General features: G+C 71.8%; 16 protein-coding genes. 5 read left to right on the forward strand and 11 right to left on the reverse strand.

Annotation, left to right across the window (positions count from 1 at the left end; all coding sequences use genetic code 11):
- Nucleotides 1-142 precede the first annotated feature (142 nt).
- Both ACG83_RS45945 and ACG83_RS04165 read left to right on the forward strand, forming a co-directional pair.
- A complete protein-coding gene (locus ACG83_RS45945) occupies nt 143-298 on the forward strand; it encodes a hypothetical protein (RefSeq protein WP_200931264.1) in 156 nt (51 codons plus the stop codon).
- Nucleotides 299-393: 95 nt separating this feature from the next.
- Nucleotides 394-1,137, forward strand: a complete 744-nt coding sequence (locus ACG83_RS04165; RefSeq protein ID WP_054564789.1) for an SDR family oxidoreductase — start codon at nt 394-396, stop codon at nt 1,135-1,137.
- A gap of 323 nt (nt 1,138-1,460) precedes the next feature.
- On the opposite strand, the gene ACG83_RS04170 is transcribed toward ACG83_RS04165, so the two are convergent.
- The 9 genes from ACG83_RS04170 to ACG83_RS04210 all read right to left on the reverse strand — a co-directional run bounded on the left by ACG83_RS04170 (nt 1,461) and on the right by ACG83_RS04210 (nt 15,671).
- The gene (locus tag ACG83_RS04170; protein ID WP_054564790.1) at nt 1,461-1,946 is read right to left on the reverse strand and encodes an adenylyltransferase/cytidyltransferase family protein; all 486 of its coding nucleotides are present in this window, start codon (nt 1,944-1,946) and stop codon (nt 1,461-1,463) included.
- Nucleotides 1,943-2,923 carry a CDP-alcohol phosphatidyltransferase family protein gene (locus tag ACG83_RS04175; RefSeq protein WP_054564791.1) on the reverse strand — a complete coding sequence of 327 codons (981 nt, stop codon included), beginning with the start codon at nt 2,921-2,923 and terminating at the stop codon, nt 1,943-1,945. Before ACG83_RS04175 ends, ACG83_RS04170 begins: the two co-directional genes overlap by 4 nt.
- Nucleotides 2,920-4,224, reverse strand: coding sequence for a glycosyltransferase (locus ACG83_RS04180; protein WP_235497613.1), 1,305 nt, complete (start codon nt 4,222-4,224; stop codon nt 2,920-2,922). Before ACG83_RS04180 ends, ACG83_RS04175 begins: the two co-directional genes overlap by 4 nt.
- A 193-nt stretch (nt 4,225-4,417) precedes the next feature.
- Nucleotides 4,418-6,928, reverse strand: a complete 2,511-nt coding sequence (locus ACG83_RS04185) for a LamG-like jellyroll fold domain-containing protein (RefSeq protein WP_054564793.1) — start codon at nt 6,926-6,928, stop codon at nt 4,418-4,420.
- Nucleotides 6,929-7,253: 325 nt separating this feature from the next.
- Complete coding sequence (locus tag ACG83_RS04190) at nt 7,254-7,823, reverse strand: hypothetical protein (RefSeq protein WP_054564794.1); 570 nt, start codon at nt 7,821-7,823, stop codon at nt 7,254-7,256.
- A gap of 549 nt (nt 7,824-8,372) precedes the next feature.
- Entirely contained in the window at nt 8,373-9,542 is a 1,170-nt protein-coding gene (locus tag ACG83_RS04195) for a glycosyltransferase family 4 protein (protein WP_054564795.1), read from the reverse strand.
- Nucleotides 9,542-12,310 carry an O-antigen ligase family protein gene (locus tag ACG83_RS04200; RefSeq protein WP_235497614.1) on the reverse strand — a complete coding sequence of 923 codons (2,769 nt, stop codon included), beginning with the start codon at nt 12,308-12,310 and terminating at the stop codon, nt 9,542-9,544. The genes ACG83_RS04195 and ACG83_RS04200 overlap by 1 nt, the downstream gene beginning before the upstream one ends.
- Nucleotides 12,311-12,576: 266 nt before the next feature.
- Nucleotides 12,577-14,352, reverse strand: a complete 1,776-nt coding sequence (locus ACG83_RS04205) for a hypothetical protein (protein WP_054564797.1) — start codon at nt 14,350-14,352, stop codon at nt 12,577-12,579.
- Nucleotides 14,353-14,636: 284 nt separating this feature from the next.
- Complete coding sequence (locus ACG83_RS04210) at nt 14,637-15,671, reverse strand: (2Fe-2S)-binding protein (RefSeq protein ID WP_054564798.1); 1,035 nt, start codon at nt 15,669-15,671, stop codon at nt 14,637-14,639.
- A gap of 547 nt (nt 15,672-16,218) precedes the next feature.
- Between ACG83_RS04210 and ACG83_RS04215 the strand changes: the two genes are divergently transcribed.
- The 3 genes from ACG83_RS04215 (at nt 16,219) to ACG83_RS04225 (ending at nt 18,037) form a co-directional block, all read left to right on the forward strand.
- Nucleotides 16,219-16,881, forward strand: coding sequence for a CrcB family protein (locus ACG83_RS04215; RefSeq protein WP_235497615.1), 663 nt, complete (start codon nt 16,219-16,221; stop codon nt 16,879-16,881).
- A complete protein-coding gene (gene crcB / locus ACG83_RS04220; RefSeq protein WP_054564799.1) occupies nt 16,878-17,249 on the forward strand; it encodes a fluoride efflux transporter CrcB in 372 nt (123 codons plus the stop codon). The genes ACG83_RS04215 and crcB overlap by 4 nt, the downstream gene beginning before the upstream one ends.
- A 335-nt stretch (nt 17,250-17,584) precedes the next feature.
- Complete coding sequence (locus ACG83_RS04225) at nt 17,585-18,037, forward strand: pyridoxamine 5'-phosphate oxidase family protein (RefSeq protein WP_054564800.1); 453 nt, start codon at nt 17,585-17,587, stop codon at nt 18,035-18,037.
- Between the two features lie 44 nt (nt 18,038-18,081).
- Here ACG83_RS04225 and ACG83_RS04230 read toward each other — a convergent pair whose 3' ends face one another.
- Both ACG83_RS04230 and ACG83_RS04235 read right to left on the reverse strand, forming a co-directional pair.
- Complete coding sequence (locus ACG83_RS04230; protein ID WP_054564801.1) at nt 18,082-18,504, reverse strand: molybdopterin-binding protein; 423 nt, start codon at nt 18,502-18,504, stop codon at nt 18,082-18,084.
- A gap of 405 nt (nt 18,505-18,909) precedes the next feature.
- Entirely contained in the window at nt 18,910-19,521 is a 612-nt protein-coding gene (locus ACG83_RS04235; protein WP_235497616.1) for a hypothetical protein, read from the reverse strand.
- Nucleotides 19,522-20,031 lie beyond the last annotated feature (510 nt).

Raw genomic sequence — 20,031 nt, forward strand, 5'->3', positions numbered from 1 at the left:
CCGCCCGGCACGGCCGTCTCCCTCTGGTCGGCGAGAGTGCTACTGCCCACCTTTGCTGACACCACGGCGGTGTTCCCTCGTAGCGTCACCATGGCCCCGCAATGCGGATGGGGTGACCTGTTTCGCTAGGAAAGGCACGACGATGGCGGATGTATCGGTGCGTCTGCCGGCCGAGGCCGGCAGTGAGATCGTCTTGAATCTGTCTCTCTCCCAGGCAGTCCGGCTGATCGAATCCCTCACGGGCAGGATCGCGGACGTGATGACCAAGCCCGAGCGGGTGGGAGTCGGTTCGCGCTGAGCGGAGACGACCCGCGCTGAGCGGAGGCGGCCCGCCTGCTGTGGTGGGCTGAACATCCACTGGTCGCACCGGCCGGGTACGTCGATGGTGGGCGCATGACGAACACATCGACGCACCGTGTTGCGGTCGTCACCGGTGGCTCCCGCGGCATCGGCCGCGAGGTGGCCCTGAGGCTCGCCGCGGACGGTTTCGCGGTCGTCGTCGGGTACGCCGGTCGGACGGACGCGGCGCAGGACACCGTGGCCGCCGTCGAGGCAGCCGGGGGTGCGGCGATCCCCGCGCAGGCCGACGTCGCCGACGAGCACGCCGTCGCGGGCATGTTCGAGGCCGCCGGGGCGGAGTTCGGCGGGGTCGACGTCGTCGTGCACGCCGCCGGCAGGATGCCCCTGTCGACCGTCGCCGACCTGGATCTGGCGGTGCTCGACGAGTTGTACCGCACGAACATCCGCGGCACCTTCGTCGTCGCCCAGCAGGCAGCCCGCCGGCTGCGCCCGGGCGGGAGCCTGATCACCTTCTCGACGTCGATTCTCGGGCTCGCCCTCCCCCGCTACGGCCCGTACGCGGCCAGCAAGGGCGCCGTCGAGGGCCTCACCCTGATCCTGGCCCGGGAGCTGCGCGGCCGGGACGTGACCGTCAACGCCGTCGCACCCGGCCCCACCGCGACCGACCTGTTCCTGCACGGCAAGGACGAGCAGACGATCGCCCGGCTGGCCGCGCAGCCGCCGCTGGAACGCCTGGGCACCCCGGCCGACATCGCCGGTGTCGTCGCCTTCCTCGCGAGCCCCGCGGGCCACTGGGTCAACGGCCAGAACATCCGCGTCAACGGCGGCATCGTCTGACGTCCGCCGGAACGCTGATGTGCACGAATTGGACGTCGCCCGCGGTGCGCAGCAGGTCATCGCGGTACCTGCGCCGCCGCGGTACCTGCACCTGAGGGCCGAGCGGACGTCCATTCACACCAATAGCGACAAGTGCGGCCAGAAAGTCGCTTGGCGATACGCAGGAACTGCGGATTTCGGTCGCCGCAGCAGCCATAATCCTTACTGCTTGCCCGGAAGCAGCGGCAGCGGATGCCCGAGGCTCGGGATTCCGCGACGGGTGCCGAAACAACGAAAATCCCCGGGGCTTTGCGAGGCACGCCTTTCCTGGGCCGGGCACATGTTCACGTTCGCCGCGCTGTCTGTGCCGACGCCGAGGGGGCGGGGCCACATGCCTCGCTGCTCGCGAGTTCGTTTCGCTGCTGGTTGAGGAAGCGGCGCAGCTCCGTGCTGGACGTGTGGACGGTGTACGGGAAGTACACGACGCGGGCGCCGACCGTGGCCAGGTCGGCTTCCAGCCTCCGTCCTTTCGGGGTGTTCTGCCAGTCGTCGCCCTTGAACAGGACGTCGTAGTGAACCGCCGGCCACATGGCGAACTTGTCGTGGTGGGGGTCGACGACAACCTCGTCGACCAGGCGCAGGCTGCCGACGATCTCGAGGCGTTCCGCGAGCGGGACGACGGGCAGGTGGCCTTTCACCGCGAGTACGACCTCGTCGGTCACCACACCCACGACGAGATGGTCGCAGGCCTCGCGGGCACGGCGGATGATGTTCAGGTGCCCGATGTGGAACATGTCGTAGACACCGGGAACGTAGCCGACGGTGGTCATCGTCGACCGCCCCGCACAGCGTTCACGACGCGCACGTTCACCCCGGGCATGAACGATGTCGGAGCGGGCGCCGGCGGAGCGAGCGGCCCTGGAGCCGCCGAGGTCGCAACGGCGCCGGTCGGGGCGGTCGGGGCGGTGGCAGCGGTCGGGGCGGTCACGCCCAATGCGGTCATCGCCCGGTAGCCGCGCAGCAGCACGCCGAGCAGGTAGAGCGCGTTCGCGGCGGCGAGGGCGGCGTAGGCGACACAGAACGGGGCGCTGAACGCGGTGCCGGCGCCGAGCAGGACGAAGATCAGGCACAGCAGCCCGTAGTCGCTGGGCAGTACGAGAAGCGACCGCCAGATCGGAGCGTGTGTCCCGGCCGCGGCGCCCGACGCGACCGGCTGGCTCCCCGCGACCGGCTGGCCTGCCGAAGCCGAAGGGATCCCCGAAGCCGGAGGGCCCGCGGCGGCCGCTGGGCGGGTCCGGCGCAGGAAGTCACTGATGATCATCGAGAAGAAGGTGGTCGTGGCGACTGCCGCGAAGGCCAGCGGGACCAGGAGGAACTCGCCGCGGCCGAGGGCGGAGAAGCGGTAGCAGGAGACCGCGACGGCCAGGTGCAGCAGCGGGATCTTCGCCGAGTCGCAGACGTGGTCGAGCCATTCGCCGACCGGGCTGCCGCCGCCGCGCAGCCGGGCGAGCTGGCCGTCGGCCGAGTCGAGGGCGTAGCCGATCACGAGGGCGAGGCAGACGGCGACGCCGACGGGTGCGGTCGGGCGGGCGTACGCGAGCAGGGCGATGCCGCCGAAGGTGAACAGCCCGCTGATGGCGGTCACCTGGTTCGGGGTGAGCCCAGCGGTGTAGCCGGCGGCGGCGAACAGCCGGCCCAGCCGCCGGTTCACGAAACGCGAGTAGGCGGGCGCGCCTTTCGGTGACTTCTGCGCGGAGCTCAGCCGGTCCAGAGCCGCGCGGAAACCGGCCGGTGGGGAGACGCTCATGCGTGCCGCCGGCTCGCGAGGCGCAGCGCCTGCCGCCGCGGCACCGAACCCGGAAGCGAAAGCGGGGCCGAAAGCGGGCGCGGAAGTGGAAGCTGGAGCGGGAGCTGAAGCTGAACAGCGGCAGGAACCGAAACGGGGACGGGACCGGGAGCGGTGACGGGCGCAAGGTCCCCGCTCTCGGTGAATCGGCGAAGGGAGCTGGTCAGAGTGGGCCGCCAGTGCGGGTCACGGCCGGCGAGGCGCAGGCAGAGTTTCTCGTAGCCGATCGCGACCTCGTCCCAGTCGAATTTCGCGGCGGCCCGGTTTCGCGCGAGCAGGCCGTACCGATCACCGATGATCGGGTTCCTTTCGGTCGCCTCCAGATGGCGGGCCAGCTCGTCCGGCTCGGTGAAATAGAAACCGGCGTCGCCGAGCACCTCGCGGTTGAAGCGGTTCCCGGTTGCTATCACGGTGGCGCCCGCACCCATCGCGCGCAGCAGCGACGGGTTGGTGCCGCCGACGCTGTGCCCGTGCAGGTAGGTCAGGCTGGCCGCGTAGAGCGCGTTGAGCAGTTCCTGGTCGTAGACCGCGCCCAGGGAGATGACCCGCGGGTCGGTGGCGAGGAGCTGGGTGAGGTCGCGGGTGTACCGCGTCGGGTAGGGGTTTCCGCCGACGACCACGAGTGGATGTCGGGAGCCGCTCGCCAGGTATCCGCGGGCGATGAGGTCGATGTTGTTCTCGGGTTCCATCCGGGCGACGACCAGGTGGAACTCTCTCGCGCGCAGGCCGAGCTCGGCGACCCGGGCGGTCGCGGCGGATTCGAGCAGTGGTGCACCGTAGGTGAGCACGGTCGAGTCCGCGTGGAACTTCCAGCGGTAGTAGTCCGCGATGGCGGTGCAGTCGGCGATCAGGTCATCGGCCCAGGCCACCGCGAGGGCCTCGGCCATCATGTAGTAGCGCCGGCCGGCACCGGCCCATTTGCCGCGGCGCCATTCCAGCCCGTCGACGTGCACGGCCACCGGGATCCTCCGTAACCGGAGCAGGGGTAACAGCGGGGCGTTGGCGGCATTGAAGAGCAGTGCCACGTCCGGCCGGTGCCGCAGGGCGTGCGCGACGCTCACCGTGGTGTGGCTGAGTGTCTCCAGCGATCGGCGGCGCAGGGCCGGCAGCTCGACTCTGCGCATTCCCAGGAATTCGTCCGGGCCTTTGCCACGACAGTAGACGGTGACGTCATGGCCCAGCTCGACGAGCCGGCGGCCGACCTCCTCCACCGCCGTCTCGAAGCCGCCGTAGTTCGCCGGCACACCACGGGTACCGAGCATGGCTATTCGCATTGCGCCCCACCCCACGTTCAGATTCCGTGCATGCCCCGCAACGCGAACGTAGCCGTCACCCTTATCCGCAGATGGCAGGGATCGTCATTTTCTGGAAAATCAATGGTACACGGAGCGGCACCTCTTGTTCAATTTCTGGAAAACTGGTGCCAGCATTCTAGGAAAGGCCGAGAAAGGTCTCCTAATTTGTTCTGCCGGCCTGGTTGTGCCGTTGGACCTGGGCCGGCGTCAGAGCGGTCGGGTAGATCGCCACCTCGTCGATCGCACCGGCGAGGAAGTTGCTGGTCGGCCGGTCCGGCCAGAAACCCAGGGCGTCCCCGCCGACCCGCCAGTAGCCGCTGAACGCCTGGGCGGACGTCGTCGCCGGATCCTGGCCGACCTGGGCACCGTCGACATAGAGCGACATCCCGGCACTGGACAGGGTGGCCACCACGTGATGCCACCGCCCGTCGTTGTAGGCACCGGCGCTGGTGATCGTCCGGAAGCCGCCCGGGTTCACGCCGAACGTGACCCGGCCCGCGTTGGTCAGGTAGACGTGCCGGTCGTAGCTGAAGGACGTCCCGGTGTTGCTGCCGCCGAAGCCGAGGAGCTTCCCGCCACGGGTCGAGGTGGTGTTGAACCAGGCCTCGGCGCTGAACGTGGCCGGCGCGGTCACCGCCGTCGGCGTGGCGCCGAAACCGGTGGAGGTGCCGCTGAAGGTCGAGGCGGTGTCCGCGTCACCGGCGATCGCGCCCGGGGTGCCACGGGTCACGGTGCTCCCCAGGCGCAGGTCCGCGCCGCCGGCCAGGTCACGGGAGGTCGTGGTGCCGGCCGTCTCGCCGAGACGCCAGTAGTTGGCCGGCCCGTCGGCCAGGACCGTCCGGGCGTAGGCGCTGGTCGGCGCGGGGCCCGCGCCCGTCACCGTCACCGGTGCGCTGGTCGGGCCCGGCGTGACGTTGCCGAGCGGGTCGGACACGTAGACGCGGTAGGTGTGGGTGCCGGCGCTCAGGCCGGTGTCGACGAACGTGGCCGGCTGCGGTTTCCAGAACCGCCCGTTGATCGTCGTGGTGTGGACGGGGCTCGCGGTGTTGCCGTCCCGGACGATCCGGTAGGTGAGGGCCTCGTTGTCGTTGTCGTAGGTCGTCGTCCAGCTGACCCGCGCCGAGCCCGCGCCCACCGCCTGGACGGTCGGGGTGAGAGCCGCGGCGGAGTAGACCGGGCCGACCCGGTTCGGCGCCACCGCGCGGATCGCGAAACGGACCAGGCCCTGCTGGGGCGTCCCGTTCACGGACGGGAACTCACCGCCCAGCGACAGGTAGCTGCTGTTCCCGGTGATCGACCAGGCGGCCTGGCCCTGGCCGGTGAACGTGCCGGCGGCGAGCTTCGGGTACCAGTTGAGCTGCGTCGGGGCCGGGTTGCCGGCGAAGTCGGCGTAGCCGATCAGCGTGTTGCGCCCGACGGTGCCGGTCGCCTTGGTGGTGAAGGCCAGCGCCCGGTAGTAGGACATCGGATCGGTCTGCGGGAAGGCTCCGATGTTGCCGCAGAAGTGCGCGTGCCCCACGTTGTACAGGACGCCGCCGACGGCGAAGTTGTCGTAGGTGTCACCGTGGCAGTCCTCGATCCAGATCAGGTCACCGGTGGTGGGGTTCGCGGCGAAGCTGCCCTCGAGGTTGCCGCTCGTCGCCCCGGACACCCAGCCCGACCCGTAGATGTTCGTGCCGTCGGTGCGCAGGCTGTCGATGCTCGCCTTGTCACCCGAGTTGCGCACGATCTTGTTCGCCGCCCATGGCAGGGTCGCGCCGGTGGTGGCGTCGACGGCGCCGAGCCCGGTCGCGGACACGCCGTTGAGGGAGTTGAACTGGCCGCCGACGATGACCCGGGACCGGTCAGGGGTCAGGACCATCGCGTTGACCTGGCCGTTCGCGGCCGCCGGCGCCCAGTTCAGCAGAGCCCCGGTGGACGTCGAGTAGGCGGCCAGGCGGGAGCGGGTGTTCCCCATCGCCGAGGCGAAGACCCCGCCGGCGTAGAGGGTCGAGTCGGAGGCGGTCAGGGCACGTACCGACGCGGCGGCGCCGCCCGTCCAGCCGCTGACGAGGGAGCCGTCGACGGTGTTGAACGCGGCGATCCGGTTGCGGGTCTGCCCGTCGACGGCGGTGAAGTCGCCGCCGACGTAGATCCGGCGGCCGTCGGGTGAGGCGGTGATCGCCCGGCCCTGGGCGTTGAGCGTGTGGTTGAAGCCCGCGATCAGGTTGCCGGTCGTGATGTCGTAGGCGAGCAGGTTGCCCCGCGGGGTCTCGTTCACGCCGGCGGCGGCGCCGGCGGGCCGGGCCGCGGTGAAGCTGCCCGTCACGAAGACGGTGTTGCCGACGGTCGCCTGCGCCCACACGACGCCGTTCACCTGGACGGTGGGCAGCGCGTCCGCGCTGACCGTCGCCGGTGTCGACGGGTCGGGTGGCGCGGTGTCCGCCGCGGCGCCCGGTGCCGTCAGCAGGACCGACGCGCCGGTGCCGACGACGGCCAGCGCGGCGACCGCGGCCACACCGACCAGGCGCCCGGCGAACCCGCCGCGCCCGGCGAACCCCCGATGCCCGACGACCGTGCCGCGCCCGGCGAACCCGCCACGCCCGGCAGGCTGGCCGGCGCCGCCGGCAGGTAAATCTCCGTCTCGCCCTGACTTTCGCCGCGTCACCCGCGTCACCCGCGTCACCCGCATCACGCTCTTCCTACGCCGAGCGCGACCGGAAGCACGCCCACCATTACCCGGCATGAATTCACAGCTGCGCCGGTTTTCGGGGAACCTTACACAGCGACCCGCAGCAGCTCAACCGTTCAGCATTGCGACGAATTAGCCTTGCATGGCGGCACGCCACGGAAACCAAGGAAAGTCAACGGAGAATCAACGAGCTCGACCGGGATTTCGTCGACCCGATAAACAGATCAGGCCGCTTATTGAGACCGATGCCCGCGGTGGATGCGCGCCAACCCGCGCGCCAGCGGACCGCCCCGCCAGCCAACCGGGATGTCAGCCGACCGGGATGTCAGCCGACCGGACCGGAGAAGACGACCGCGGGTTTCGTCGGGTCGTAGCTGACGACAGCTGTGACCCTGCCGCGCTGGTCCTCGGGGATGAGGAAGACGTAGACGCCGTCGGCGGTGCGCCCCGGCTGCAGCGGGCCGGCCAGGGGACGCACCGTGCCGCCGTCGTCGGGCTGCGCCGGTGTGTCGTCCGCACCGTAGGACACGGTGATGGTGGCCCCGTTCAGGTCGACGACCTGAACGGAGTCATTGCGCAGGGCGAACGTGAACGCGACCGCGGGCCGGCCGACGAACTGCCCCGGACCCTCGCCGGCCGAGCGCACCGGGCTTATGTCAGCCACCGAGACGACGACCTTGCCGGCCCCGGACGCCGGCACCGTGAACGGTGCCGGGCCGACGGTCGGTGCCGGCGCGCTCGGCACGGCAGCGAGCGCGGTCGGGAAGGGGCCCTGCTTTCGGTAGGGGTCGTCCCCCGCCCCGTCGTCGTCGCCACCTCCACAGCCGGCCAGCGCGACCACGGCCGCGACAACCCCGGCCAGCACCCCGGACCCAAGGACGGATAACGATCTCACGCTGGGAACCCTACGACCCACCGCGCTTCACCAGCCAGTTCTCGCCCGCGGCTCCGGAGAATTCCATCGATTCCTACAACTTTTTCCTCAGGCCACGTACGAGATATGGATACCGAGTCCCCGGTTACCGTGCACCTGTTTTCGGGCGGCCGGGCGGACCGGCACTTCCGTGCCACCGTTCCCGCGGATTTCCAATGGGCCCGTGGAATACCCGTGGCCTCGTTCCCGCAGGCACCTTCATGATCGCATTTTGTCCGACGGATGTTCCCTGAGCACGGTGGCCCCAACAATCTGGGCGCGGCCGAGATCGCCACCGCTCGAAGATCATGGAATTTTGGTCGTCGTGACGACCACGATCCTCAACTCCTGTCTGGTCGCAACGGTGGCCCGAGGTGCACCCCAAGGTCACCACTCGAAGATCATGGGATCTTCGTCGTCCTCACGACCAGAATCCTCAGCTCTTGCCTGGCAGCAACGACTCTGGCGGCAGCGACTCTGGCGGCAGCGACTTCCGAGGGCGCCGGAACCCCGCCGGTTCCGGCGCACCGATCACCCCGGCCCTTCGGGGCGGGTCGCGGCCAGTGCGCCGATCAGGGCGTTGATCTGGGCGTGGTAGCGCTCCATGCCGAACCGTTCGGCGGCGTCGGCGCGCCCCGCCTCCGCCAGTCGGGCGGCGTACGGCCAGTCGTCGAGCAGGGCGCTGACCGCCGCCGCCAGGGCCGCAGGGTCGTCCGGGGGGACCAGCAGGCCAGTGCGTTCCGTGCTGACGATCTCCACGAGCCCCTGGGTGGCGCTCGCGACCAGCGGACGTCCGGCGAGCAGGGCCTCGACCGCGACGTTCCCGAACGGTTCGACCCGGGACGGGACCAGAACGACGTCCGCCGCGCGGAGGAAGGGCTCGATGTCGGGCTGGAAGCCGTGGAAACGCACCCGACCGGCGAGCCGTGGGTCGGCGGTGGCGTCCCGCAGCTGGCGCTCGTACCATTCGTACCCCTCGAACGTGCTGCCGACGAGGTCGAGCTCTACGTCGCGGCCGGCTTCCCGGAGCCTGAGCAGCGCGTCGAGGGCGACGTCGGTGCCCTTGCGCGGGGAGAGCCGGCCGACGAGAACCAGCCGAGCCGGAGTGCCCGGCCGCACCGGCGGTGACAGCGGGGGCGGCGGCGCTGGGCCGCCGGCGCGGGCGACCCCGTTGTAGACGAGCTCGGTCCGTCCGGCCAGCGCCGGCATGGCCGCGGCGAGGGTGGCCGCCGCGGCGGAGCTGTTGACCACGATCGTCCGGGCCAGCAGCAGCGGGGCGGTGAGCGCGACGCCGACGAGCCGGCCGGTGCGCTCCGCCTCGTGCACGTGGACCAGGCTCGGCAGCCGGCACAGCCGCGCGGCCACCAGCCAGACCGGGATCGTGATCGTGTTCACGTAGAGGACGTCCGGCCGGACCAGCCGGATCAGCCGGACCAGCCGCCCGACCGCGGCCACCATCCGCACCGCGAGGCCGAAGGCCCGATGCGGGCGCAGGTATCGCTTGCGCAGGACGGGGACGTCGCCGGCCCGGACCTCGGCCCCGGCCTGTTCCAGCAGCGGCCACAGCGGCCCCCGGTCCGGCAGGACCACGATCGCACGTGCGCCGGCGGCGACGACCCCGCGCACCGAGTCGAGCAGCATCCGGTCCGCGCCGTACAGCTCGGCGGAGGGGTGCGCGAACAGGACCGTCCGGCGGGCCATCAGCCGGCCCCGGCCGGGATCCGCTCCGGCGCCGGCCGGCCCGTCGGGCGCGCCGGCCCCGAACCGCCCGAACCTCCGGGACGTCCCGCCGACGCCGGATCTCGCACGGGCCCCGGACGTCCCGCTGTCACCGGACCTCGCTCGGGCCCCGGACGTCCCGCTGTCACCGGACCTCGCTCGGGTGCCGGCCCCGCGGAACCGGCCCGTCGGCGGGTCAACGCGCCGGTCCAGCCGACGATCACCGCCAGCAGGATGTTCGCGACGTTGGCGGGTGCCGCCATGTGCTCGGCGGTCAGGCCGTCGAAGAGGAGGAACAGCAGCAGCGCGGTCAGCAACGTCAGGTCCGCCCGCTCGTCCGCCCGCTCGTCCGGCCGGACCCGGCGCCACAGCCCGCGCAGCGTGACCACGATCCCACCCAGCAGCGCCAGCCAGAGCAGCGCACCGATCGCACCTCCGTCGACCAGGACGTTGACGAACGCGTTGTGCCCACCGCCGAGACCGATCGCGTCGAGGAAGATCCCACGGGAGGCGGTCAGCCCCCAGCCGGTCATCGGTTTCTGCTCGAACGCGTCGAGGGCGAGCGACCACAGGTTGGTGCGCTCGTTGAGCGTGGCCAGCTTCTCGGCGGACTCGCCCCGGCTCAGGTAGGAGAGCACGACGTCCGAGGAGGTGACCGCCGCGATCGCGGTGAAGACGCCGATCGTGGCCAGCAGGTCGAGCCGGCGCGCACCGCGGGCGCCGCAGACCATCGCCAGCAGCGCGGCGATGACCGCCCCGCCGAGGGCGCCCCTGGTCCGCGAGGCGAGCAGCCCGGACCCGACGACGACCAGCAGCACCTGGTACGTCCAGGTCGGCCAGATGCGGTGCCCCCGGCCCGGCCGGGTCAGGTAGACGGTCAGGATCACCGTCGCGGCGCCCAGGTAGATCCCGGCGACGACCGGGTGGACGTACAGCCAGGTGAAGCGTCCGGCAGTTTCGCCGCTCACCGGCGGGAACCGGTGCAGCGCGCCGAACAGCACCGAGCCGGCGACGGTCGCGGCGAAGGCGTGGGCCAGGCCGTGCAGCTGGGCGCGGCTGGCGTACCGCGCCGCGGTCTGCGCCACGGCCACCGTGAGCAGCAGCTGCGCCGCACGCACCACCGCCAGGCTGCCGTACGGCGACCAGACCACGGAAAGCGCACAGTAGGACCCGAAGACCCAGGCCAGGACGACGACGGTGGCGTTGCGCCGCTGGGCGGGCGCCCGCGCCACGGTCAGCAGCAGCACCACGCCGACCGTCGCGTACACGGCCATCTCCGCCAGGATGAACAGGTCAGCCTGCCCGGACGTCGTCGCCTCCTTGCCGCGCAGCCGGACCTTGTAGTCGCTGGCGAGCATGAGCGGGAGCACGACGGTGGCCAGCGACCACCGGTTCGGGCTGGGAAGGAGCCGGGGCAGCCGCCGCGCACCCGCCCCCGCAGCCGCGCCCGCGCCCGCGACCGCGACCGCGCCCGCGACCGCGCCCGGCGACCGAAGGCCTCGGTTCCAGGCCCGGGCCCGCGAGCGGGGCCAGCCTCGGCTTCGGTGCAGCGTTGGCTGCCGGCCTGGACGCCGGTCCGGTTGCCAGCCCGGTTGCTGGGACCGGTGCCGGTGCCGGGAGCGGGCCTGCTCGTCCGTGCGGCTGGCGAGGACGTGCAGGCACAGCGCGCTCCCCAGCCGGGCGACCGCCAGGCCCACCGGGACCGCGACCGGATGCCCGGCGGCCAGGATGACGACCACCAGGGTGACCCCGACCAGCGCGTCGCCGAGCCAGGCCAGGAACACCGTCCGGGTGCGCCGGCGCGCGACCAGCGCCGTCGCGGCGGGCAGGCCGGCCGCGAGCGCGCAGCAGTACACCGACCAGGCGAGCACGGCGCCGCGAGGCACCTCGACCCCCGGCCCGACGACCAGATCCGCGAACGGGCCGACGACAAGCAGGGCGACCGCGCCGACCAGCACCGTCGCCCCGATCAGCGCCACGCTCGCGCGACGGGCCCGCCGGGCGGACGTCGCACCATCCGCCGCGAACGCCGGCAGCAGGACGTTCCCCGCCGCCGCGACCACCGTCTGCGCCGGCGCGATCATCAGCCGGGCCGCCTCGACCTGGCCGAGCACGCCCCGCCCGGCGACGGCGCTGATCAGCACCCGCGCCGTGAACAGCAGCGCCGGGGTGAGACCGGCCTGCAGCGAACGCCACACCGCGAAACCGGCGACCTCGCGCACCAGGCCCGCCGTGGGCCAGGCGGGACGCAGCTGGGCGAGCGGGAGCTGCCCGAACGCGAGCCCGATGGCGACGGCGGCCCCCGCGCCCATCGCGAGGATCACCATGAGCAGGCTGACCGTCATCCCGGCCGCGCCCGCCGCGGTGAGAGTCAGGAGCGTGACCGCGACGTAGCCGGCGTCGTTCGCCGCCAGCTTCCAGAACGACAGCCCGGCCATCAGCGCCCGGCGCCCGAGCTCCTCGTGCAGCCAGAGCACGATCAGCCCGGCGTAGGCGGCCCCGACACCCGGCCCGAGGCCGGCGAGCCCGATCGCCACCCCGAAACCGACCCCCGCGGCGGACGTCACCAGGACCCCGTGCGCGACCAGCACGGCGCCGCGCACCGCCGGATCGTCCCGGCCGAGCACGGTCAGCGCGTCACCGACGAACGCGGTGTAGAGCGCCGTGCACAGGACCAGGCAGGAGACGAGCAGGACCAGCGCGCCGAACCGGTCGGCTCCGAGGGCACGGGCGGCGGCGAGCTGCACCACCAGGCTTCCGCCCGCGTTGATGGCCTGCGCAGCGACCGCACCGCCGGCCCGTCCACCGATCCGTCGGGCGACGGATCGGCCGGGCGGTCCACCGGACGGTCCACCGGGACGTCCGCCGACCGGCCGCGACCGCTCTCGCCGCGCTGGCGGCTCTGGCCGCCCTGCCGGCTCTGGCTGCTCTGCCGGCTGTGGCCGCTCTGCCGGCTGTGGCCGCTCTGCCGGCTCTGGCGGCTCTGGCGGCTCTGGCAGGCCGTCGCTGTGGGGCATCAGAGCCGGGCGGCGACGGACGGCTTGTGCACCGACGGCTTGTGCACGGGTGACTTGTGCGGGGCGGCGGCTTCGTGCGGCGGGGTTCGGTCAGGCCGGTCCCCGGACGTCCGCGGCCGCAGCGTCTGGGTGCGCTCGACGTCGAAGGCGATCTGCTCGCCGTAGGCGTCCTGGTAGCCGCCACGCACCCGGGGGCCATGGGTGAGCACCACTCCGACCAGGGGAACGGCTGTGGCGTCGGCCTGCGCGCGCAGCCGCCGCAGCGGACCGCCCGGGGTGCGCCAACGAGCCACCGCGATGATCCCGGTCGCGGTCGCGGCGAGCAGGAACGCGTCGGCGGTCGGACCGGTAGCCGGTGTGTCGACGAGGACGATGTCGAAGAGCTTCTTGAGCCGGCTCATCGTCTCGGTGAGCTCCGCCCTGCCCAGCAGCCCGGCCGGGTCGGTGGCCAGCTGGCCGCGGGGAACGAAGGCGAGCTCGCCGCCCTCCGCGGTCGAATACGTCCGGATGGCGGTGGCGAGGTCGGTGGTTCCCCGCGCGAGCTGGGCGAGCCCCACCGCGGCCGCGGGGAGCCCGAACCGGGCGGTGAGCCGGCCGGTTCGCAGGTCACCGTCCACCAGCGCCACCCGGCAGCCGCCGGCCGCCAGCGCCGTCGCGAGACCCAGGGCTGTCGCCGTCCGCCCGTCCTGGCGTCCGGGGCTGGCCAGGACGTACAGCCCGCGCCCGCCGACGGCGGTGAGCACGCCGGCGGCGGCGTGGTGGGCAGGCTGCGGAGAGCTCCGTGGCCCGTCAGCCTCGTCGGCGCGGCCACGTTCAACGGAACGGCCGCGTCCCCTGATACCGCCGCGCTCCCTGACACCGCGACGCTCCCTTGCATCGCCACGCTCAGTGGAACGGCCGCGTTCTCCGAAACGGCCGCGTTCCCCGGTGGTGGGGACCTCGCCCAGCAGCCGGGTGCCCAACAACCGGGCGGCCGCCTCGCCGTCACCGACCTCGCGCCGCCGGCCGGCCCGGAGCCAGGCCACCGTGCCCGCGAGCAGCACTCCCAGCAGCAGCCCGAGCAGGCCGCCCCGCTCGGCCCGCGCCGCGTCACTGGACGGATGCGGCACCGTCGCGTTCTCGACGAAGACCGTTCCCGAGCCGAACAGCGCCGCCTCCGTCTGGGCCCGGGCGGCGGTCTGCTGAAGCTCGCCGAGCGCGGTGGCCGCCGCGGCGGCCCGCGCGCTGTCGCCGGGGCCAGGCATGAACAGCTGGTCGAGCTGGGTCTGCGCCCGTGCCACCGCCGCGAGCTGGCTGTTCACCGTGTCGTTGGTGGACTGCAGGGTCAGCTCGCGGAACGCCGCGACGACGGCGTCCGCCCGGCGTTCCGCCTGTTCGGCACCCGAGCCGGTGGCCGTCACGATCAGAACGTCCGCATCCGCGGTGGCGGTGACCTCGACCGCCGTCTGCAGTGTCGCCAGCGACGTCCCGTCCTTCAGTGACCGCGCCGCCGTCGCCAGCACGTCGGTGCTCTCGGCGAACCGGGCCCGGGCACTCGCGTACCGGCCGAGATCCGCACCGGACGCACTGCCACCCAGAATCACCGTGAGGCCGCGGGGATTCGCCAGGCCGATCCGGGCGAGGGCTTTCGTGGGCGGCGCGGCGAGCAAACCATGAATCACGCCGGCGAGTACGGCCAGAACAATGACCACGGATGAGGCGAGCCGGTAACGCCAGAGCGACGCCAGCGGCCCGGGGCCGACGTCGTAGTCCGGGTCATGGTCGGAGACCTGCATCACACCCCCCTGGGAGTCGGTAACGCTAACACGAACCCGACAACCGGACGGGAATCAGGAGCAAGAATTGACCAGGCCGATTCTGATCACGACTTGACGAGCAAAAATCAACCACCGCGATGAACCGGCGACAAATCGGTCTCCTCTTTTATTGCCGCGTACTGAATAGTGGCGCAGGATTCACCGCGGGGCGCCCGCATGCCCGCACGCCCGCGCCCCGTCGGGCAGGTCGGGCAGGAAGGACGTGTCACGCCACCCGTTTCTCAGGGCCGGTCCAGCGGTTCTCAGGGCCGGTCCAGCGGGCAGTCTCCGCAGGTGCCGCCACCGGGTACCCGGTAGAACAGGCAACAGCTGCGCCGCACGACGGACGGGACCACCAGCTGACCGTCCGGGGTCAGACTGTGGACGGTTGTGCCGGCCAGCGGCGGGGTCGCGAGCAGCCGCGCGGTCAGCCGGCCAATGCCTGCGGCCGTGGCCTCGGCGCAGGCCCGAGCCGGACGCGCGGCCGTGGCCGTGGCCGGAGCCGTGCTGGCCTTGTTCGGCTGGGTGCGGAGGAACCGGATCAGCATCCCCGTGGCGCCGACCAGCGCGGAGGCCGCGTTCCCCCACAGCAGGCCGAGCGCGAGCCCGGTCTCGGCCCGCACGGCCGCGAAGTACGGCCGCAGGTTCCGCTCGACGATCACTTCGCGGATCAGGTCCGCCGCTTCCAGGTGGCCATCGGCCTGCACAGCCGGCCAGGTCGGTGTGGCCAACGTCGGTGCGGCCGTGGTCGGCGTCGCCGGTGTCCCCGGCGCGGCCGATGCGGCCGGTGTCCCCGGCGCGGCCGATGCGGCCGGTGTCCCCGGCGCGGCCGATGCGGCCGGTGTCCGTGGTGCGGCCGATGCGGCCGGTGCGGGTCGCCAGCCGGCGGGGCGGTCGACGATCAGCCGGAGCGGGGCTGTCAGCCGCGGCTGCACCCGCAGCACCGCCGGGTCGAGGTCGGGGACGATGCCCGAGGTCGCCCACGTGCCCAGCGCCACCGACCACAACCGGGCCGCATGACCGAGCGCGAGCGTCGACGCGGCCACCCGCCGTTCGACGCCGCCCAGCCGCTCGTTGACCCCGTCGACGGCCGCGGCGAGCGCGGCGCCCCCGCTGTTGAGCTCAGCGACCGCGACGGGCTCGAACCGAGCATGTTCGACGTCGCTGGCGGAGGCCGTGGGCGCGGGGTGTTCGTTTGCGTCCAGAACGTCGGCTTCGAAGTACGGGCTGATGGCGGCAAGGCTCGCCAGCGCCGAGCGCGCCCGCGAACCGTCGACCGGTACCCAGGCAGGACTCAACCGCGCCTCCTGTCGGCATGCACGACGTCCATGGACGTCCGCACCGGGCGGTGCACACTCCCTGGAGACCATATCCTCAGATCTCGCCCGGCAGCAGCGGCAACCCCAAGCCACAGCCCGAGGAATTGAGGGTTTTCGTCGTTCCAGCGACCAAAATTCCCAATTCTTGCCACGCGGCAACGGCAGCCGAATCGGCAGCCGTGGGCCACGACTCGAAGATCTGCGCATTTTCGTCGTTCCAACGACCAAAATCCTCGGGTCTTGCTCGGCGGCAACGGTAGCTCGGGGCTCGGGGCTCGGGATTCCGCGGCCGGCCCCCAACAACCATTACCCTCAGGTCTTGCTCGGTAGCAGAAGCAGCGGTAGCCGGGAGCTCAGAATCCCTGGCTGCTCTGACCGCATACGCGGATCGGGAATTTCACCGTGAACTGATCGATGATGCCTGACCGTGACCGGATTTCCTGTGTCGGGCGTCCCGGGCGACGATGTGCGGCCAGCGGTGCGAAACTGCGTCTGAGCTGTGTCATCAGTGGGATCGGAGTGGTCAGTGCCGTCGCCGTCGCACCCTCGCCCGGTCGACCCCGATGTCGACCTGTCCGATCCTGGCGAACGGGCGGAACTGCGGCCCGCCCCCTGGCCGGTGCTCGGGGCCATCGCCGTCGGTGGTGCGCTGGGGGCACTCGCCCGCCATGGGCTGGCGGTGGCCTTCCCGCACGAGCCGGGCGACTTCGACGGCGCGACCCTGGCGATCAACACCTCCGGCTGCTTTCTCATCGGTGTACTGATGGAACTGGTCGCGACCGTCTGGGCGGGGCGGCGGCTGGTCCGGCCATTTCTCGGCGTCGGTGTGCTCGGCGGCTACACGACGTTCTCCACCTACGTCGTCGACGTGCAGCAGTCGGTCGACGCGGGCGCGGTCGACACGGCGCTGGTGTTCCTCGCCGTGTCCGTCGTCGCCGCACTCGCCGCCGTCGCAGCGGGTTCCGCCCTGGCGGAGCGTGCCCTGCGCCGGCACGCTCCGACCGACCCCGACCCCGACCCCGTCGCCGGCCCCGACCTCGGCGCAGATCTCGGCGTTGTTGCGAATCCTGGCCTCGTCGCCGACGTCGGCCCCGACCTCAGCCCTGCTCTCAGCGCCGACACCCATGCCGACGCGGGCGGCGTCGCTCGAGACGGAGACGGGTGCGGGAGCGGAGGTGGTGCGCGGTGACCGTTCTGTGGGTCGCGCTGGGGGCGGCGCTCGGCGCGCCGCTGAGGTATCTCACCGACCGGGCGGTCCAGTCCCGGCACCGTTCGGTCATGCCCTGGGGCACCTTGGCGGTCAATGTCGTCGGGTCGCTGCTGCTGGGGTTCCTGGTCGGGCTGCCGGCGTCCGCCGCGGTCCGGGCCGCTGCCGGCACGGGGCTGTGCGGCGCGCTGACCACGTACTCCACGTTCGGGTACGAGACCGTGCGGCTGGCGCGGGACGGCGACCGCCGCCAGGCCGTCCTGAATGTCGCGCTGAGCGTCGGTGCAGGTCTCGGCGCCGCGTTCCTCGGCGTGGCACTCGGCCACGCGGTCGGCGGGCCCACCGCGTAGGCCAGCGCGGTTCCGCGGAACCGCCGCACCGTGTAGGTCACCACGGCACCGCGGCACCGCGGCACCGCGGAACCGCGCTGGCCACCGCGGCACCGCGGAACCGCCCCACCCGCGGCACCGCGCAGGCCGCCGCGGCACCGCGGAACCGCCCCACCCGCGGCACCGCGGAACCGTGGCGGACCCTCCGGCCGGGCGATGCGGGTTCACCGCGCGAATCCCAGCGCGAATCCCGAGCGTGAATCCCCGGCGAAGGCGATGCGCCGGGCGTACTGCCAGCCATACGTTCGTTCGGCACCGTCGTGTACGGCGGGCACCCAGCCCACGAAGGGACAACGATGAGAGAGCAGCGCCGAGGCCGCAAGATCGCCATGAGCCAGGCCGAGATCGACGTCTTCCTCGCCGAGCAGCGGACCTGCCGGGTGGCGACCTCAAGCCCGAGTGGCCCTCATCTGACGCCGCTGTGGTTCGCCTGGGACGGCACGTCGCTGTGGCTGAACTCGGTCGTCAAGAGCCAGCGCTGGACGGACCTTGAGCGGGATCCGCGGGTGGCGGTGGTCGTCGACACCGGTGACGCCTTCACCGAGCTGCGCGGGGTGGAGATCCGCGGACGAGTGGAGAGCGTCGGGGACGTCCCGCGCAGCGGTGCCCCCGACCCCGACCTGGAAACCCCGGAGCTGCTGTACGCCCGCAAGTACACCGGCGGCGACAAGATGCACTACGACGGCCGGCACGCGTGGCTGCGGGTCACCCCGGAGAAGCTCACCAGCTGGGACTTCCGCAAGATGTAATGCCGCGAGCATCGCAACAGCGCGGCCGGTTGTGCCCCTCGGCTCTACAGCGCGGAGAAGGCGACCTCCGTCGACTTGATCAGGGCGGTCACCGGCGTGCCCGGGGCGAGGCCCAGGTCGTCGGCGGAGGCGCGGGTGATGGCCGCGGTCAGCTCGACGTCGGACGAAAGGGCGATGCGGGCGAGGGCCATCGCGCCGCCGGTGTCGAGGCCGACCAGGGTGCCGCTGAGCTGGTTGCGGATGGTCAGCCCGGACGTCTCGCCGGTGGCGAGGGAGACGTCGGTCGCCTTCACGAGCACCTCGACGGCGGAGCCGATTCCGACGCCGACCTCCTTGATGGCGTCCATGGTGACCGCGGAGGTGACGATTTCACCGTTCGGGAGCTCAATGCGAACGGTACCCATCACCGCGCCGCTGGTTATGTCGGACACGGTCCCGGTCAGCCGGTTACGGATGCTCAAGGTCATGTCTGGGACAGTAACGAGGTCCTGTTGCGGCCCGGTTGCGTCCGCGCGGAAGTGCCGTGGCCCATGTCACCTGAGCTGGTTGGATCCACACCATCGTGCGGGTGGGGGACGTCATCGTCCGCCCCACCCGCACGACCGGCCGGTGGCCCGACCGGCGTGGCCGCGCGCACATCCCGAATCGGGTCCCGGTTTCCTGCTTCCATGGGCCGGGCACCGGAATCGCCGATTCCGGAAGTGGTGGTCGTCGGGTTCGGGAATTCGCGGATCCTCGAGGCTCCCCTGAATCCCCCGAGGATTTCCGCACTGTTCCGACCCGGGAATCGCCCAGCTCGCCTCCGGACCGGGCCCGGTTCCGGCACCGGGCCCGGCGCAGGTCCGCGCGCGGACCTGGCGTGCGGGAGGGGGTCAGGAACCCACGCGCACCAGGGTGATCGAGGTGATCCACGAGACGTACCGGCCGCCCTTGGTGTCGGACGGAACGGTCAGCCGCGGGCCGACGTCGGCGAGGGAGACGCCGTCCTCGGTCGAGGCGACGAGGGCCTGGACGCCACCGAAGCCGGTGGTGATCTCGGGCCAGGACAGGACCGACTCGTAGCCGTCGCTGGCCTTGACCAGCACCGCGTAGCGCAGCAGGTCGTTCTTGACCTCGGTGCGGAACTTGGGCACGGCCGCGGTGATCAGGTCGACGAGCTTCGCACCGGTGTAGGTGTGGGTCTGCGTGCCGGAGCCGCTGACGAACGAGACCGTCTGGGTGTACTGCGGGTAGTTCGCCAGGTCGGCGACGGTGAGGCGCAGGGTCTTCTCGACCTCGCCCTTCACGACGAAGGAGCCGGGCTTGGGCGTCGGCTTCGGCTTCGAGGGGTGCTCGTGCGCACTGCCGTGCGACGAGGAGCCGCCGGAGGCCTGGGCCGCCACGCCCGGGACGAACGCGACGAAGGCCGCGATCAGGAGGGCGGGAACGGCGAGCATGGCGGTGAACCGCCGGAACAGGACCCTGCGGATGGGGTGCGGCGACATCTGACCGTCTCTCTGTGTGTGCCGGGGAAGTGAATCGAGCGGAGCGGGCTCGAGGTGATGGCGGTGCGAGAGCGCCCGCCGCCCCGAGCAGGGTCAGGCAAGGGACGAGGCGCAAGAGGCTCCATACCGTGCTTGCTTCCCGCACCCTAGCGAATCTCCGCATCTAAGGAGCAAGCATCTACAGATAGCCGTATCTGCGGATACGAAGACGTCACGTTGCCATCCGGCCGCATCCGACAGTCCCTCCCGGAAAATCGGACGAAACGTGACGTATCGGACGACCTCTCACCCCTTTGCGACGTCGCTCGCCAGCCGCGTTACAAGGCGAGTACTTCCGCAATACTCGCCCGTTACCTGGACATCCGGTCACGCCAGCGGATCCGTGGATTAGGGCAATGACGGCCATGACATCCGCAGATGCGTGAGCTACTCTCGATTCGTTCCGCATCCGAGGAGTGACGGGCAACGAGAGCCCGACGTCACCCCCTGCGCACCGCTGCCCTAGGGACG

The organism is Frankia sp. R43 (genome assembly GCF_001306465.1).
Taxonomy (GTDB): Bacteria; Actinomycetota; Actinomycetes; order Frankiales; family Frankiaceae; genus Parafrankia; species Parafrankia irregularis.

Coding starts and splice junctions, on each gene's coding strand:
- ACG83_RS04230 (WP_054564801.1), bottom strand. CDS start 18,504: ATGACCTTGAGCATCCGTAACCGGCTGACCGGGACCGTGTCCGACATA.
- ACG83_RS04195 (WP_054564795.1), bottom strand. CDS start 9,542: ATGGCCCGCCGGACGGTCCTGTTCGCGCACCCCTCCGCCGAGCTGTAC.
- ACG83_RS45945 (WP_200931264.1), top strand. CDS start 143: ATGGCGGATGTATCGGTGCGTCTGCCGGCCGAGGCCGGCAGTGAGATC.
- ACG83_RS04180 (WP_235497613.1), bottom strand. CDS start 4,224: ATGCTCGGTACCCGTGGTGTGCCGGCGAACTACGGCGGCTTCGAGACG.
- ACG83_RS04170 (WP_054564790.1), bottom strand. CDS start 1,946: ATGACCACCGTCGGCTACGTTCCCGGTGTCTACGACATGTTCCACATC.
- ACG83_RS04175 (WP_054564791.1), bottom strand. CDS start 2,923: ATGAGCGTCTCCCCACCGGCCGGTTTCCGCGCGGCTCTGGACCGGCTG.
- ACG83_RS04205 (WP_054564797.1), bottom strand. CDS start 14,352: ATGCAGGTCTCCGACCATGACCCGGACTACGACGTCGGCCCCGGGCCG.
- ACG83_RS04165 (WP_054564789.1), top strand. CDS start 394: ATGACGAACACATCGACGCACCGTGTTGCGGTCGTCACCGGTGGCTCC.
- ACG83_RS04185 (WP_054564793.1), bottom strand. CDS start 6,928: ATGCGGGTGACGCGGGTGACGCGGGTGACGCGGCGAAAGTCAGGGCGA.
- ACG83_RS04235 (WP_235497616.1), bottom strand. CDS start 19,521: ATGTCGCCGCACCCCATCCGCAGGGTCCTGTTCCGGCGGTTCACCGCC.
- ACG83_RS04225 (WP_054564800.1), top strand. CDS start 17,585: ATGAGAGAGCAGCGCCGAGGCCGCAAGATCGCCATGAGCCAGGCCGAG.